Raw genomic sequence first — 14,042 nt, forward strand, 5'->3', positions numbered from 1 at the left:
CCACCACGGCGAGACCGACGGCAACGTGCTGACGGTCGGTGCCGAGGGCGGCTGGGAGTTCGGTCATGGCGCGCTGACGCCTTCTGGAAGCGTTCCGTGAGGGCGATGTCCGCGTAGGCATCCTCGGCCGCGTCGATCCAGAGGTCGAACAGGCCGCGTGCGGATTCGACCGGTTTGCCCTCGCCCGCGCGCGTCTCGAGCAACGACTCGAAACGCTTGAACGCGTCCTGCCCCGACTCGGCGACGAGCGCGCCGAACGCCTGCGCGGCCTGCTGGAACTCGGCCATGGTGCGCGCGAACGACTGCGCGCGTTCCTGGTGCTCGCGCGTGTAACCGAACGCGGGCATGTCGAACGGCGCGCGCGGGGCGCCGGCCCCGGTGAAGAACGCGGACGGCATGAACGCGCCCATCGCGGCCGTCTGGCCGAACGGGTTCTCGCCGATCAGGCCGCGCCACGCGCGCGCGATGTCGGCGGCCTGCGCATCCGCACCGCCGAACTGCGCGGCGAGTTGCTGGATCTGGCCCATCCATTGCGAAGCGAGCGCGGTCGGATCGAAACCGGGCGCGGGGGCGGGTGCGGCCGGCCTCCACCACGCGAACGGGTCCGACGCGGCCGGTGCGGGCGCCGCAGCGCCGAGGAACGGCCGCATGAAGCGCTCGAACTGGGCGGGATCGAAAGCGGGAAACGCGAAGCCCGGGGCTCCGAACGGCGGTGTCGACATGGGGGTCCTCCAGCTCGTCCGATGATAACGGACGCGCCGTTGCGTCCGGTCAGGGCTTCGGGATCCGCAGGGTCTTGCTGATCATCAGCGAGCCTGACAGCGCGAACATCAGGACGAGCGGATGCAGCTGCCACGGGCCGAGCTTCACCACGCCGCCCCAGACGCGGTCGCCGATCGCACCCTGCGCGGCTGCGATCGCCAGCACGATGACGAGTGCCAGGCTGGTCGGGATCGGCGTGCCCTCGAAGTACGGCACCTTGTCGTCGTCGCCCGCAAGTTGCTCGGCGGTGACGTTGTAGCGCGCGAGGCGGCTCACGCCGCACCCGACGAAGAAGCTCAGTACCGCCCAGTCCCACCCGCCCTGCAGCCCGCAGGCGTACGCGAGCGCGGCCGGGGCGACGCCGAACGAGATCACGTCGGCCAGCGAATCGAGCTCGCGACCGAGCGTCGAGGCGGACTTGCGCCAGCGCGCCACGCGTCCGTCGACCGCGTCGAACACAAAGGCCAGCGGGATCAGCGCCATTCCGACCAGCAGGTCGCGCACCACGCCCTCCTGCAGGAAGCGCATCGCCGCGAAGACGGCGCCGGTGCCGCAGAAGGCGTTGGCCAGCGTGAACCAGTCGGCCAGGTGGAAGTCGCGCAGCATGGAGAAGTGGCGTTTCATCGGGCGCTTCCGTGGTTTCGCGGCAGCGTGCCAAAACAAGTGTGACGCCCGCAACAGGCGGTTCATGTAGCCGGCCGAACGCGCCAAACTCTTGACGGCCAGTCGTGACGCGAGGCCCGTTTCCCCAAGGCATTGATTCCTATAGTCCGTTCACTGGAGGGGGATCCAGGGGAAGGACCATGAAGCGATCGATGTATCCGATGCGGGCGTCCCGCGTCGCGCGCGGTAGCGGCCTGTGGACGGCCCGGCGCAGCACGCCGACCACCGGCAGTCTGCTCGCCATGAAATACGGCGACGGGCAGCGCATCCGCGCGCAGCCGTTCGAGCGCAGCGTGGCCGGCCCGGTGGGCCCGGATCGTGAGGCCCTGCCCGCGGACCTGCTCACCCTGGCGCGCGCGCCGTTCGCCGTGCGCATGCTGCGCAACCTGAGCTTCGGCCCGACGCGCGCGAGCATCGCCGAGTTCCAGGGCCTGGGCACCACCGACCTGCAGCGCCTCGCGAACTGGGTGGACTGGCAGCTCGATTACCGGACGATCGACGACAGTGCGGTCGACGCGCGCCTGTCGCGTGCGGGCTACGCCACGCTCGGCAAGACGTTGCAGCAGCTGTGGGCCGATCACGTCGCGCCGAATCCCGCCTGGGAAGTGCGCATGCTGCCGGCGCTGGAGATGCAGCGCGCCTCCTTCGTGCGTGCGACCTATTCGCGCCGCCAGCTGTTCGAGATGACGGTCGACTTCTGGCGCGATCACTTCTCGATCTTCGGGTACGACTACTCCGCCGGCCCGGTCTCGCCCCACTACGAGCGCGACGTGCTGCGCAAGAATGCGTTCGGCAACTTCCGGACGATGCTGGAGGACGTGGCCACGAGCCCGTCGATGCTCTATTTCCTCGACAACTACGCGAACAGGAAGTCGGGCCAGAACGAGAACTGGGCGCGCGAACTGCTCGAGTTGCACACACTCGGCGCCGAGAACTACTTCGGCTTCCAGGACCCGGCGACGCTGCCCCGGGACCCCATGGACGCGAACTATCCGGCCGGCTACACCGACATCGACGTCTACGAGGTCGCGGCGGCGTTCACCGGCTGGACGCTGCGCGACGGCAACTGGCAGTACCCCACGGAGAACGACGGCACGTTCGTCTACCGTGCTGCGTGGCACGACACGAACCCGAAGACGATCCTCGGCCGCACGCTCTACCCCGAGCAGCCGGACATGAAGGACGGCCGCGACGTGCTCGATCGCCTCGCCTCGCATCCGGCGGTCGCGCGCCACGTCTGCATGAAGCTCATCCGCCGCTTCATCGGCGACACGCCTTCGGAATCGCTGGTGTGGAGCGCCGCGACGGTGTTCCGCGACAACTGGCAGGCGCCGGACCAGATCGCGCGCGTGCTGCGCCACATCCTCAATTCCACGGACATGTACAACGCCTGGGGCGCGAAGACGCGCAAGCCCTTCACGGCGATCGTCGCCGCGATGCGCGCGGCGGGCTCGGACTGGACGCTCGCGACGACCGGCGATCGCAGCAACGAATTCGTCTGGCGCTTCGGCTTCACCGGCCACACGCCGCTCGGCTGGCCCGCGCCGAACGGATATCCCGACGTCACGGGCCCGTGGTCCGGCTCGAACACGTTCGGGCAGACCTGGAAGATGCTCGACTGGCTGACCGACACCACCGAGAACGGCTTCACGCTGCTGCCGGTGCTACAGAACACGCGTGCCGAGGTGGCCTCGTGGACGGCCAACAACCTCGTCGACTACTGGTCGCAGCGCCTGCTCGGCTATCCGCTTGACGCGGCGCGGCGCCAGGTCATCGCGAAGTTCATGGCGCAGAACGGCGATCCCGCGACCTATGTCATCGCCGACACCGAAGCCTGGTCCGGCAGCGACCTGAAGAAGCACTACAACCAGTCGCGGCTGAAGAGCATGGTCTCGTTGATCCTGCTCTCGCCCGAGTTCCTGAGCCGCTGAGGGCGCCGCCATGCATACCTCCCGCTTCACGCGCCGCCAGTTCCTCAAGGGCGTCTGCGCCTCCGCCGCGGCGACCGCGATCGGTCCGCGCCTCATGTTCGGCTCCGAGGCGCGTGCCGCCGCCGGGGACGGCGACGTCGTCGTGATGCTGTTCCTGCGCGGCGCGATGGACGGCCTGAACTTCGTCGTGCCCCTCGCCGGCAGCGACCGCACGTATTACGAGGCGGTACGCCCGAACCTCAGCATCGCGGCGACCGGCACCTATGGTGCGCTGCCGTTGACCTATGCCGACGGCAGCGCCAGCGCATTCGGCCTGCACCCGTCGGCGACCGGGCTGCGTGACCTCTGGAATTCCGGGCGCGTCGCGATCGTCCACGCCGCGGGCCTGACGACGTCGGCCTCGCGCAGCCACTTCGATGCGCAGATGGCGATCGAACAGGGCGTCGCGCGCGGCCAGTCCAGCGGCTGGATGGCACGCGCCCTCTCGATGCAGACCGGCACCGCCGGCGCGACGATGCCGGCGCTGGCCTGCATGTCGCGCGAGCCCGTGTCGCTGTCGGGCACCACGCGTGCGATCACCATGGCGAGCCCGTCGGACTTCCAGCTCAACGCCGGCGCCTGGGCCTGGATGAAGACGCGCCCGGATTCGCCTGCCGGCCTCGTCGGCATGCAGGAGACGCTTCGGCAGCTCTGGGGCGGCCCGACGGGCCTCCAGAGCAGCGGCGGGCAGGCCGAGCAGGCGCTCCGCGTGGTCGCCACGCAGGCCTATGGCGCCCTTCCCGCGACGTGGCCGACGACCGACATCGCCAGGCAGCTTTGGACGATCGCGCAATCCATCCGTTTCGGCGTCGGCCTGCGCTATGCCGCGGTCGACCTCGGCGGCTGGGACACGCACGACGGCCAGGGCACGGCGGGCGCGGGCTACCACTACTACCAGAACAAGATCGCCGAACTATCGCAGGCCCTGTCGGCCTTCCAGTCGGAACTCGAGGCGAGCGGAGACGCCGCGCGCGTGACCACGGTGGTCCAGTCCGAGTTCGGGCGCCGCGTGCGGCAGAACGCATCGGGCGGCACGGACCACGGCTACGGCAACCCGATGCTGGTGATGGGCGGCTCGGTCAACGGCCGCCGCTTCTTCGGCCAGTGGCCCGGGCTCAACGACAGCGTCGTTGCCGCCGCGAACGGTGACCTGCCCGTGACGACCGATTACCGCCGCGTGCTTTCGGAGATCCTGGTGCGCCGGATGGGTAATCCCAACCTGTCGACGATCTTCCCGGGGTATACGGGCTATGCGCCGCTCGGCCTCGTGCAGGGCACCGACTTGGCCGCCAAGCTCGAACCGTCGATGGCGGGCGACACGGCGTCGACCTCGCCCGAGCCGATGCAAAGCGAGCAGGACGTCGCGATCGAGGCGTCGCTGCGCGGCCGCGGCGGCTCGCTGCGCGACCAGGTGCTGCGTCGCATGTTCTGACGGCGTCTGCGACGACGGGACAAAGAAAAAGGCGGGCCGAGGCCCGCCTTTTTCGTTTCCGGCGATGTGGCGGCGATTACTCCGCCGACACGCCCTCGCCTTCCTCGACGGCCTTCATCGACAGGCGGATACGGCCCTGCTTGTCGACTTCCAGCACCTTGACCTTGACGACGTCGCCTTCCTTGAGCTTGTCCGAGACCTTCTCGACGCGCTCGTTGGAGATCTGCGAAACGTGCACGAGACCGTCCTTGCCGGGCGAGATCGTGACGAACGCACCGAAGTCCATGATCTTCGCGACCTTGCCTTCGTAGATGCGGCCGGGTTCGACATCCGACGTGATCTGCTCGATGCGCGCCTTCGCGGCCTGGCCGGCAACGGCGTTGACCGAGGCGATCGTGATCGTGCCGTCGTCCTGGATGTCGATCTGCGTGCCGGTCTCCTTGGTGATCGCCTGGATCACCGAGCCGCCCTTGCCGATCACCTCGCGGATCTTGTCCGGGTGGATCTTGATCGTGATGAGGCGCGGCGCGAACTCGCTGAGGTCCGGACGCGGCGACGTCAGCGCATGGGCCATCTCGCCGAGGATGTGCAGTCGGCCTTCCTTCGCCTGCGCCAGCGCGACCTTCATGATCTCCTCGGTGATGCCCTGGATCTTGATGTCCATCTGCAGCGCGGTGATGCCTTCCGCGGTGCCGGCCACCTTGAAGTCCATGTCGCCGAGGTGATCCTCGTCGCCGAGGATGTCGGACAGGACGGCGAAGTCGTCGCCTTCCTTGATCAGGCCCATCGCGATGCCCGCGACCGGCGCCTTGATCGGCACGCCCGCGTCCATCAGCGCCAGCGACGAACCGCAGACCGACGCCATCGACGACGAGCCGTTCGACTCGGTGATCTCCGAGACGACGCGGATCGTGTACGGGAACTCCTCCATCGTCGGCATGACGGCGAGGATGCCGCGCTTGGCGAGGCGGCCGTGGCCGATTTCGCGACGCTTCGGACCCATCATGCGGCCCGTCTCGCCCACCGAGTAGGGCGGGAAGTTGTAATGGAACAGGAAGTGTTCCTTGTACTCGCCCGAGACGGCGTCGATGATCTGGCCGTCGCGCGCGGTGCCGAGCGTGGCCACCACGAGCGCCTGCGTCTCGCCGCGCGTGAACAGCGCCGAGCCGTGGGTCCGCGGCAGCACGCCGACCTTCGACGCGATCGAACGCACGGTCGTCAGGTCGCGGCCGTCGATGCGCTTGCGGGTGCGGAGCACCGAGTTGCGCATCGTCTGGTATTCCTGCTCGCCGAACTCCTTCGAGACGTCGCCCACGTTCCAGCCCTTGGCCTCGACGTGCGGCTGCAGCATCTCCATCGCCGCCTTCTTCAGCGTCTGGATGGAGGTGCGGCGCTCGGCCTTGTTGACGATCTGGTAGGCGGCGCCGAGGCGGTCACCGATCGCGTGGCGAAGCGCGTCGATCATCGACTCGTCCTTCGCCGGCGCTTCCCAGTTCCACGACTGCGTACCGGCCTCGGCGACCATCTCGTTGATCGCATCGATCGCGACCTGCGAGGCCTTGTGGCCGAACATCACGGCGCCGAGCATCACGTCTTCCGAGAGCACGTCGGCTTCGGATTCGACCATCAGCACCGCGTCCTTCGTACCGGCGACGACGAGCTCGAGCTGCGATTCCTTCAGCTGCGAGACGGTCGGGTTCAGCACGTACTGGCCGTTGATGTAGCCGACCTTCGCCGCGCCGATCGGGCCCTGGAACGGGGCACCGGTGAGCGCCATGGCGGCCGACGCGCCGAGCAGCGCCGGGATGTCGCCGTCGACGTCCGGGTTCATCGACACGACCGTGGCGATGATCTGGACTTCGTTCTTGAAATCTTCGGGGAACAGCGGGCGGATCGGACGGTCGATGAGGCGCGAGATCAGCGTCTCCTTCTCCGTCGCGCGGCCTTCGCGCTTGAAGAACCCGCCCGGGATGCGGCCACCGGCGTAGAAACGCTCCTGGTAGTCCACGGTGAGCGGGAAGAAGTCCTGGCCTTCACGTGCCGTCTTGGCCGCCACGGCCGAAACGAGCACCACGGTGTCGTCCATCTTCACGAGGACCGCGCCGCCGGCCTGGCGTGCGATTTCGCCGGTCTCCAGCGTGACCTGGTGGGCGCCGTACTGGAAGGTCTTGGTAATTTTCGCCACGTTGTGTGATCCCTTGTGTCGCTTGGTTTCGCCCGGAGCCCCTGCCCCGGCCGTATTTCTGCATGTCCCAAAACAAACCGCGGCGCATCACTGCGCCGCGGTCGGTGTATCTCTTAGCGGCGCAGACCGAGCTTCTCGATCAGGCCCTTGTAGCGCTCGACGTCCTTGCGCTTGAGGTAATCAAGCAGGCTGCGACGGCGGTTCACCATCTGCAGCAGGCCGCGACGGCTGTGGTGGTCCTGCTTGTGCGCCTTGAAGTGTTCGGTGAGCTGCTCGATGCGGGCGGTGAGCAGGGCGACCTGTACTTCCGGCGAGCCGGTGTCGTTGGTGCCGCGGGCGTGTTCGCTGATGACCTTGCTGGTGTCGATCGACATCTTTTTTCCTTGAGACGCGGAGCCCGCAGACACGTTCGGCGACGGAATGTTTTCCGGGCCGACGCACCGCATGGTCCGTCGGTAGAGGGGTGATGGGGTGCCCGAAGGCGCGCGTATTGTAGCCGCGCGGGCTCTCCCCCAACAAGGCGAAACCCCGGTGCGCCGCTAAGCGGTGGAAGCGGCCGCCCAGCTGAAGAGCCGCTGCGGCTGCAGGCGGCCCGCAGCGCAGGACGCGAGCCCGAGCAGGCGGCCGTCGGGGCCGGAGACGACGACCAGGCCGACGGCGGCGTTCGTCGCGGCACTCGAGCGGCCGTCGCCCCCGCACTCGACGGGCCGGTCGGGTTCGCCGTCCACCGTCTGGCCGTGGCCGAAGCGGCGGGCGGCGTCCGCTTCGAGCCGGGCGCGCGGGAAGCGCTCGAGGCCAGCATCGATCGGCAGAAGGAACCGGTCGAGCTCGGGCAGGCCGGAAGCGGCCGCGTCCTGCAGCGTTTCCAGCGTCAGCATGGTCGGCGTGCGGAACGGGTCGACCCACAGCCGACGGAGCTCGACGACATGCGCGCCACAGCCCAGCGCCTCGCCGAGGTCGCGCACGAGACTGCGGACATAGGTGCCGGAACCGCACTCCACGTGCAGCCGCAGCCCGTCCTCGCCGATGCCGAGCAGGTCGAAGCGGTCGACCTCGACCTCGCGCTCCGGTGCTTCCACGGACTCGCCGCGCCGCGCCATCGCGTACAGCGGCTCCCCGCCCTGCTTGAGCGCCGAGTAGATCGGTGCGCGCTGGCGGATGCGACCGCGGAAGCCTGTCAGGGCGGCGTCGATCCCGGCGGGGTCAAGCGCGGGCACCGGCCGCTCGCGCAGCGGCAGGCCGTCGGCGTCGTCGGTGTCGGTGGTGACGCCGAGCCGCGCGAGCGTCTCGTACGCCTTCCGGGCGCCCAGCAGCAGCCCGGCGATCTTGGTCGCCTCGCCGAAGCAGACCGGCAGCAGGCCGGTCGCGAGAGGATCGAGGCTGCCGGTGTGGCCGGCCTTTTCCGCCTGGAACAGATGGCGGACGCGCTGCAGCGCCTGGTTCGAACTGAGTCCGGCCGGCTTGTCGAGCAGCAGGATGCCGTCCAGGCGGCGAAATCGGGTCTTGCGGTTCACCGGCGGTGCGGGATCAGGCGTCGCCGGACGCCGGCGTCGCCTCGTCGTCGCCTTCGATCGGCGGATTGGCCTGCAGCAGCTGGTCGATGCGCTCGCCGCGGTCGAACGAGGCGTCGTAATGGAAATGCAGCTCGGGCACGTGGCGCAGCTTCATGGCGCGGCCGAGCTCGTAGCGGATCTGCTTGCCGGCCTCCTTGAGGCCTTTCATCGCCTCGGCGGCGCGCTCGGGCTGAAGCGCGGTCACGAAGACCTTCGCATGCGCCATGTCCCGGGTGATCTCGACGTCGGACACGCTCACCGACGGGAGGCCCAGCTCGCGCACGGCCTCGTGCACGAGCGTGCCCAGCTCACGACGGAGCTGGGCCGCCACGCGGTCGGTGCGATGGAAGCTCTTGGACGGCATCGTCGATTACAGCGTGCGCTGGACTTCGATGCGCTCGAAGCACTCGATCTGGTCGCCCGGCTTGACGTCGTTGTACGCCTTGACGCCGATGCCGCACTCGGTGCCGTTGCGCACCTCGTCCACGTTCTCCTTGAAGCGGCGCAGCGATTCCAGTTCGCCCTCGAAGATGACGGTCTGCGCACGCAGCACGCGGATCGGCTTGCCGCGGCGGATGACGCCCTCGATGACCATCGAGCCCGCCACCGCACCGAACTTCGACGAGCGGAACACGTCGCGGACCTCGGCGGTACCGATGATTTCCTCGCGGATCTCCTTGCCGAGCACGCCCGAGGCGATCTGCTTCACCTGGTCGATGACGTCGTAGATGATCGAGAAGTAGCGCAGGTCGACGCCCTGGTTCTCGATGACCTTGCGTGCCGACGCGTCGGCACGCACGTTGAAGCCGATGACCGTGGCCTTCGACGTCGCCGCGAGCTGCGCATCGGACTCGGTGATGCCGCCGACGCCCGAGCCGATCACGTTGATGCGGATCTGCTCGTTCGACAGGCCCGTCAGCGCGTCGCGCAGTGCCTGCACGGAGCCCTGCACGTCCGCCTTGACGACGAGGTTGAGCGACTGCTGTGTCGCGCCCTCGCCCATCTGGGCCAGGATGTCTTCCATGCGGTTGCCGGGCTGCGCGACGAGGCGATGCTCGCGGCGCTTGGTGTCGCGCTGCTGCGCGACGTCCTTCGCGAGGCGTTCGTCCGCGACCACGACCAGGTCGTCGCCGGCATCGGGCACGCCCGACAGGCCGAGGACCTGCACCGGGATCGACGGGCCGGCCGACTGCACCTGGCTGCCGGTCTCGTCGAACAGCGCGCGCACGCGGCCGTACTGCACGCCGCAGACCACGTAATCGCCCTTCTCCAGCTGGCCGGACTGCACCAGCACGGTGGCGATCGGGCCGCGGCCCTTGTCGAGCGAGGACTCGATGACGACACCGGTGGCGCGACCCGTCGGGATCGCACGCAGTTCGAGCACTTCCGCCTGAAGCGTCAGCGCATCGAGGAGGTCGTCGACGCCCTGGCCGGTCTTCGCCGACAGCTCGACCATCTGCACGTCGCCGCCGAATTCCTCGGCGACGAGGCCGTGGCCGAGCAGCTCGTTCTTCACCCGGCCCGGATCGGCGTCGGACTTGTCGACCTTGTTGACGGCCACGACCACCGGGACGCCCGCGGCCTTCGCGTGCTGCACGGCTTCGATCGTCTGCGGCATGACGCCGTCGTCGGCGGCCACCACGAGCACCACGATGTCGGTGAGCTTGGCGCCGCGCGCACGCATCGCCGAGAACGCCGCATGGCCCGGGGTGTCGAGGAAGCTGATGACGCCCTTCGCCGTTTCGACGTGATAGGCGCCGATGTGCTGCGTGATGCCGCCCGCTTCGCCCGACGCGACCTTCGTGCGGCGGATGTAGTCGAGCAGCGAGGTCTTGCCGTGGTCGACGTGACCCATGATCGTGACGACCGGCGGGCGCGGAAGCTTCTCGCCCTGCGTCTCCTCGACATGGGCGATGAGCAGGTCCTCGGCCGTCGTGTCGTCGGCGCGAACCGCCGTATGGCCCAGCTCCTCGGTCACGAGCACCGCGGTGTCGTGGTCGATGGTCTGGTTGATCGTCGCCATGACGCCCATTTTGAAGAGCGCCTTGACCACGTCGCCGCCCTTCAGCGCGAGCTTCTGCGCCAGCTCGGCGACCGTGACGGTCTCGCCGATCGCGACCTCGCGCTGGACGGGTGCGGTCGGACGCTGGAACCCTGCGCCGGTCCGCGACTGGTCCGGCTGGCGACGGCCCTGCAGCTTGCCGCCGGGCTTGCCGCGACCGCCGGCACCCCGGCGCGCGCGGTCGGCGGCGCTGAGGTGCATCTGGCCGGCAAAGCGACTGGCACGGCCGTCGTCTTCCGGGCCGGCCGCCATCGCATGCGAGCCCCGGGCCTTGTGCTTGGGATCGTGCGCCGCGGCGCGGGCCGGTTCGGGCGCGCGCGGGGCCGGACGGCCGTGGCCATGGGCCGGCTTGCGGACCTCGGCTTCCGGCTCGGCGGCGGCCTTCGCGACCGCCTCGGCCTCGGCGCGGACGCGCTCGGCTTCCGCGGCTTCCTGGCGGGCGCGCTCGATGTCCTCCGCGCGCTTGCGGTCCGACTCGGCGAGGCGCTGCTGCTCGTCGAGGTTGCGCTGGCGCGACTCCTCGAGCTTGCGCAGGATCTCGGCACGCTCGTCGGTCGGCGAACCCGCCTCGTCCGGACGGACGAGCGTGACCTTCTTGCGCACGACCACATCGACCGTCGCCTTGGCCTTGCCGCCGCCGACGGTGATTTCCTGCTTCTTCGTGCGGTTGAGCGTGATCTTCTTCGGCGCGTCAACGTCGGTCGCCGCCGCGTCGCTCTTTCCGTGCGCCCGCTTGAGGAAGCCGAGGAGCTTCACTTTCTCGATGCTGGTCACCACCTGGTCCGGGCCGCTGAACTTCATGCCGGCTTCCGCCAGCTGTTCCAGCAGCTTCTCGACCGGTGTGTTGACCAGCTCGGCAAGCTTGCGAATCGTGGTTTGCTGCGACATTCGGTTTCCGTGTTCTCGTGGCGCGGCCGGGGCCGGGCGTATCCGTGGAATTCTAGCGCGGGCGGGCGGTCCAGCCCGTTATCGCGGCCGCCGTCGGGCGGCCGGGGCGGTCAGCCGCCCCGCTCCAGGCGGGCGATTTCCTCGGCGCGGGCCGAGAGGATCAAAGCGGCCGCGCGGGCCTCGTCGACCCCCTCGATGCCGAACTCGACCACCTCGTCGGCGCCCAGCTCGGACAGGTCCTCGCTGGTGCGGATGCCGTTGGCGGCCAGCGCATGCGCGGTCGCCTCGTCCATCCCCTCGAGCGCGAGCAGGTCGTCGGCCGGCATCTGGCCTTCGAGCGACTCCTCCTCGGCGAGGGCGTCGTTGAGCAGCGAGTCGCGGGCACGCGAGCGCAGTTCCTCGACGATGTCCTCGTCGAAGCCCTCGATCGCGAGCAGCTCGCCGACTGGCACGTAGGCAATTTCCTCGACCGTGTTGAAGCCTTCAGACACCAGGATGCCGGCGATTTCCTCGTCGACCTCGAGCTTGGCCTGGAACAGCGCGCGAGACGCGGCCTGCTCGGCCTCGCTCTTGGCCTGCACCTGGTCGGCGGTCATCACGTTGAGCTGCCAGCCCGTGAGGCGGCTGGCGAGGCGCACGTTCTGGCCGCCCTTGCCGATCGCCTGCGCGAGGCGTTCTTCCGCCACCGCGAGGTCCATCGAGTGCTTGTCCTCGTCGACGACGATCGACTGCACCTCGGCCGGCGCCATCGCATTGATGACGAACTGGGCCGGGTTGTCCGACCACAGGATGATGTCGACGCGCTCGCCGTTGAGCTCGTTGCTCACGGCCTGCACGCGCGAGCCGCGCATGCCGATGCAGGCGCCGATCGGATCGGTGCGGTTGTCGTGCGCGAGCACGGCGATCTTCGCGCGATCGCCCGGGTCACGTGCGCAGGCGCGGATCGTCACCAGGCCCTGCCCGACTTCCGGTACCTCGAGCTTGAACAGCTCCATCATGAATTCGGGCGCGGCGCGGCTGATGAAGATCTGCGGGCCGCGGGGTTCCGGACGCACGTCGTACAGGAAGCCGCGCACGCGGTCGCCGGTGCGCAGCACGTCGCGCGGGATGCCCTTGTCCTTCGGGATGATCGCCTCGGCATTGCCGCCGAGATCGACGTAAATGTTGCCGCGCTCGACGCGCTTGACGATGCCGGTGACCAGCTCGCCCACGCGATCCTTCCAGGCGTCGATGACCTGCTGGCGTTCGGCCTCCCGCACCTTCTGGACGATGACCTGCTTGGCGGCCTGGGCGGCGATGCGGCCGAACTCGGCGTTCTCGACCTGCTCTTCGATGAAGTCGCCCACTTCCACGCCGTCGACTTCGTCGATCGCGTCCATGAGGCGGATCTGGCGATCCGGCGATTCCATGACGACGTCGTCGGCGACGACCTCCATGCGGCGGAAGGTCTCGTAGCTGCCGTCCTTGCGGTCGATCGAAACGCGCACGAGCACGTCCTCGTCGTGGTAGCGCTTCTTCGCGGCCGACGCGAGCGCCGCCTCGATTGCCTCGAAGATCACGTCGCGCGGCACGCCCTTTTCATTGGCGACCGCGTCCACGACCATCAGAAGTTCCTTGCTCATCTCGATTACTCCGCCTCGGTCGGGCCATCGGCCGACGGCTCAGGGTTGGCTTTCTTTTTCGGTGCCTTGGCGGCCTTGCCGCCCCGGCCCTTCGATTCCTTGCTGGGCGCATAGCCGAGCGCGACCCAGTCGGGCACCAGGCGCGCCTTCTCGACGTTGCCGATGGCCACGTCGATCGCCATGGACTGGCCGCCGATGCCGGCGACGTCCATGCGGATCGTGTCGCCCTCGACGCCCGCGATGCGGCCCTGCATGCGACGCCGGCCGTCCTGCGGCAGGCGCAGGGTGACCTTCGCCTCCTCGCCTACGAAACGCGCGAACTGCGCCGCGGTGAAGAGCGGCCGGTCGACGCCCGGGGACGAGACTTCCAGCGTGTAATGGCTGCTGATCGGATCCTCGACGTCGAGCTGGGCGGAAACCTCGCGGCTCACGCTTTCGCAATGCTCGATCGTGACGAGCCCGCCCGCGATCGCCTCCGCCTCGGGCACGTCGATGTACAGGCGCAGCAGCGCGCTGCCGGGCGACGGCAGGTATTCGACGCCGATCAGTTCGAGGCCCAGGGCCTCGACGGTCGGCGCGAGAAGTCCGGTGATCTGGGTGGCTTTGTCCGCCATGCATTCCACTCCGGGCGGCGTTCGCCGCGTCCGAAAACAACAAGGGGCCCATTGGGCCCCTTGTCCGGTACTGCTGGATGTCGGTCGATCGCGTGGAGCCGCGACCGTCGAGCCCTGGCATCGGTTCGACGTACTACTGTCGAACCCGAAGCTGGTAGCGGGGGCAGGATTTGAACCTGCGACCTTCGGGTTATGAGCCCGACGAGCTGCCAGACTGCTCCACCCCGCATCAGGCCGAGAATTGTATGTGAGTCACGAAACCGGCGCAAGCCTTACGGCCGCTTTTTTCGC

Annotated in this window: 11 protein-coding genes and 1 tRNA gene; 2 read left to right on the top strand and 10 right to left on the bottom strand. The window is 68.8% G+C overall.

The annotated features are described in order from the left end of the window. Positions 1-722: poly(R)-hydroxyalkanoic acid synthase subunit PhaE (locus ACY35P_RS09135; RefSeq protein WP_462115522.1), on the bottom strand; the 722-nt coding region annotated here is incomplete at its 3' end. A gap of 49 nt (positions 723-771) precedes the next feature. Then, entirely contained in the window at positions 772-1,386 is a 615-nt protein-coding gene (locus ACY35P_RS09140) for a CDP-alcohol phosphatidyltransferase family protein (RefSeq protein WP_462115523.1), read from the bottom strand. 179 nt (positions 1,387-1,565) lie between these two features. Between ACY35P_RS09140 and ACY35P_RS09145 the strand changes: the two genes are divergently transcribed. After that, positions 1,566-3,356: a DUF1800 domain-containing protein gene (locus ACY35P_RS09145; RefSeq protein WP_462115524.1), complete on the top strand. Its 1,791-nt coding sequence runs from the start codon at positions 1,566-1,568 to the stop codon at positions 3,354-3,356. 10 nt (positions 3,357-3,366) lie between these two features. Further along, a complete protein-coding gene (locus ACY35P_RS09150) occupies positions 3,367-4,827 on the top strand; it encodes a DUF1501 domain-containing protein (protein WP_462115525.1) in 1,461 nt (486 codons plus the stop codon). Between the two features lie 76 nt (positions 4,828-4,903). Here ACY35P_RS09150 and pnp read toward each other — a convergent pair whose 3' ends face one another. The 8 genes from pnp to ACY35P_RS09190 all read right to left on the bottom strand — a co-directional run bounded on the left by pnp (position 4,904) and on the right by ACY35P_RS09190 (position 13,980). Beyond that, positions 4,904-7,012 (bottom strand): polyribonucleotide nucleotidyltransferase, encoded by a 2,109-nt coding sequence (pnp, locus tag ACY35P_RS09155; protein ID WP_462115526.1) that lies wholly within the window; start codon positions 7,010-7,012, stop codon positions 4,904-4,906. Positions 7,013-7,125: 113 nt separating this feature from the next. Continuing rightward, a complete protein-coding gene (gene rpsO / locus ACY35P_RS09160) occupies positions 7,126-7,386 on the bottom strand; it encodes a 30S ribosomal protein S15 (RefSeq protein ID WP_462115527.1) in 261 nt (86 codons plus the stop codon). Between the two features lie 165 nt (positions 7,387-7,551). Further along, positions 7,552-8,526 carry a tRNA pseudouridine(55) synthase TruB gene (gene truB, locus ACY35P_RS09165; protein ID WP_462115528.1) on the bottom strand — a complete coding sequence of 325 codons (975 nt, stop codon included), beginning with the start codon at positions 8,524-8,526 and terminating at the stop codon, positions 7,552-7,554. A gap of 13 nt (positions 8,527-8,539) precedes the next feature. Continuing rightward, positions 8,540-8,929 (bottom strand): 30S ribosome-binding factor RbfA, encoded by a 390-nt coding sequence (gene rbfA, locus ACY35P_RS09170; RefSeq protein WP_462115529.1) that lies wholly within the window; start codon positions 8,927-8,929, stop codon positions 8,540-8,542. A 6-nt stretch (positions 8,930-8,935) separates the two neighbouring features. After that, complete coding sequence (gene infB / locus ACY35P_RS09175) at positions 8,936-11,515, bottom strand: translation initiation factor IF-2 (RefSeq protein ID WP_462115530.1); 2,580 nt, start codon at positions 11,513-11,515, stop codon at positions 8,936-8,938. Between the two features lie 110 nt (positions 11,516-11,625). After that, positions 11,626-13,137 carry a transcription termination factor NusA gene (gene nusA / locus ACY35P_RS09180; protein WP_462115531.1) on the bottom strand — a complete coding sequence of 504 codons (1,512 nt, stop codon included), beginning with the start codon at positions 13,135-13,137 and terminating at the stop codon, positions 11,626-11,628. 5 nt (positions 13,138-13,142) lie between these two features. Further along, positions 13,143-13,751 (bottom strand): ribosome maturation factor RimP, encoded by a 609-nt coding sequence (gene rimP / locus ACY35P_RS09185; protein ID WP_462115532.1) that lies wholly within the window; start codon positions 13,749-13,751, stop codon positions 13,143-13,145. Positions 13,752-13,903: 152 nt separating this feature from the next. Then, a tRNA-Met gene (locus ACY35P_RS09190) sits at positions 13,904-13,980 on the bottom strand. Positions 13,981-14,042 lie beyond the last annotated feature (62 nt).

The sequence above is a fragment of the Lysobacter xanthus genome (assembly GCF_047159895.1).

Bases quoted from the DNA above. Each gene is read 5' to 3' on its own strand.
- ACY35P_RS09140 (WP_462115523.1), bottom strand. From the start codon at position 1,386: ATGAAACGCCACTTCTCCATGCTGCGCGACTTCCACCTGGCCGACTGG.
- ACY35P_RS09145 (WP_462115524.1), top strand. From the start codon at position 1,566: ATGAAGCGATCGATGTATCCGATGCGGGCGTCCCGCGTCGCGCGCGGT.
- ACY35P_RS09150 (WP_462115525.1), top strand. From the start codon at position 3,367: ATGCATACCTCCCGCTTCACGCGCCGCCAGTTCCTCAAGGGCGTCTGC.
- rpsO (WP_462115527.1), bottom strand. From the start codon at position 7,386: ATGTCGATCGACACCAGCAAGGTCATCAGCGAACACGCCCGCGGCACC.
- rbfA (WP_462115529.1), bottom strand. From the start codon at position 8,929: ATGCCGTCCAAGAGCTTCCATCGCACCGACCGCGTGGCGGCCCAGCTC.
- infB (WP_462115530.1), bottom strand. From the start codon at position 11,515: ATGTCGCAGCAAACCACGATTCGCAAGCTTGCCGAGCTGGTCAACACA.
- nusA (WP_462115531.1), bottom strand. From the start codon at position 13,137: ATGAGCAAGGAACTTCTGATGGTCGTGGACGCGGTCGCCAATGAAAAG.
- rimP (WP_462115532.1), bottom strand. From the start codon at position 13,751: ATGGCGGACAAAGCCACCCAGATCACCGGACTTCTCGCGCCGACCGTC.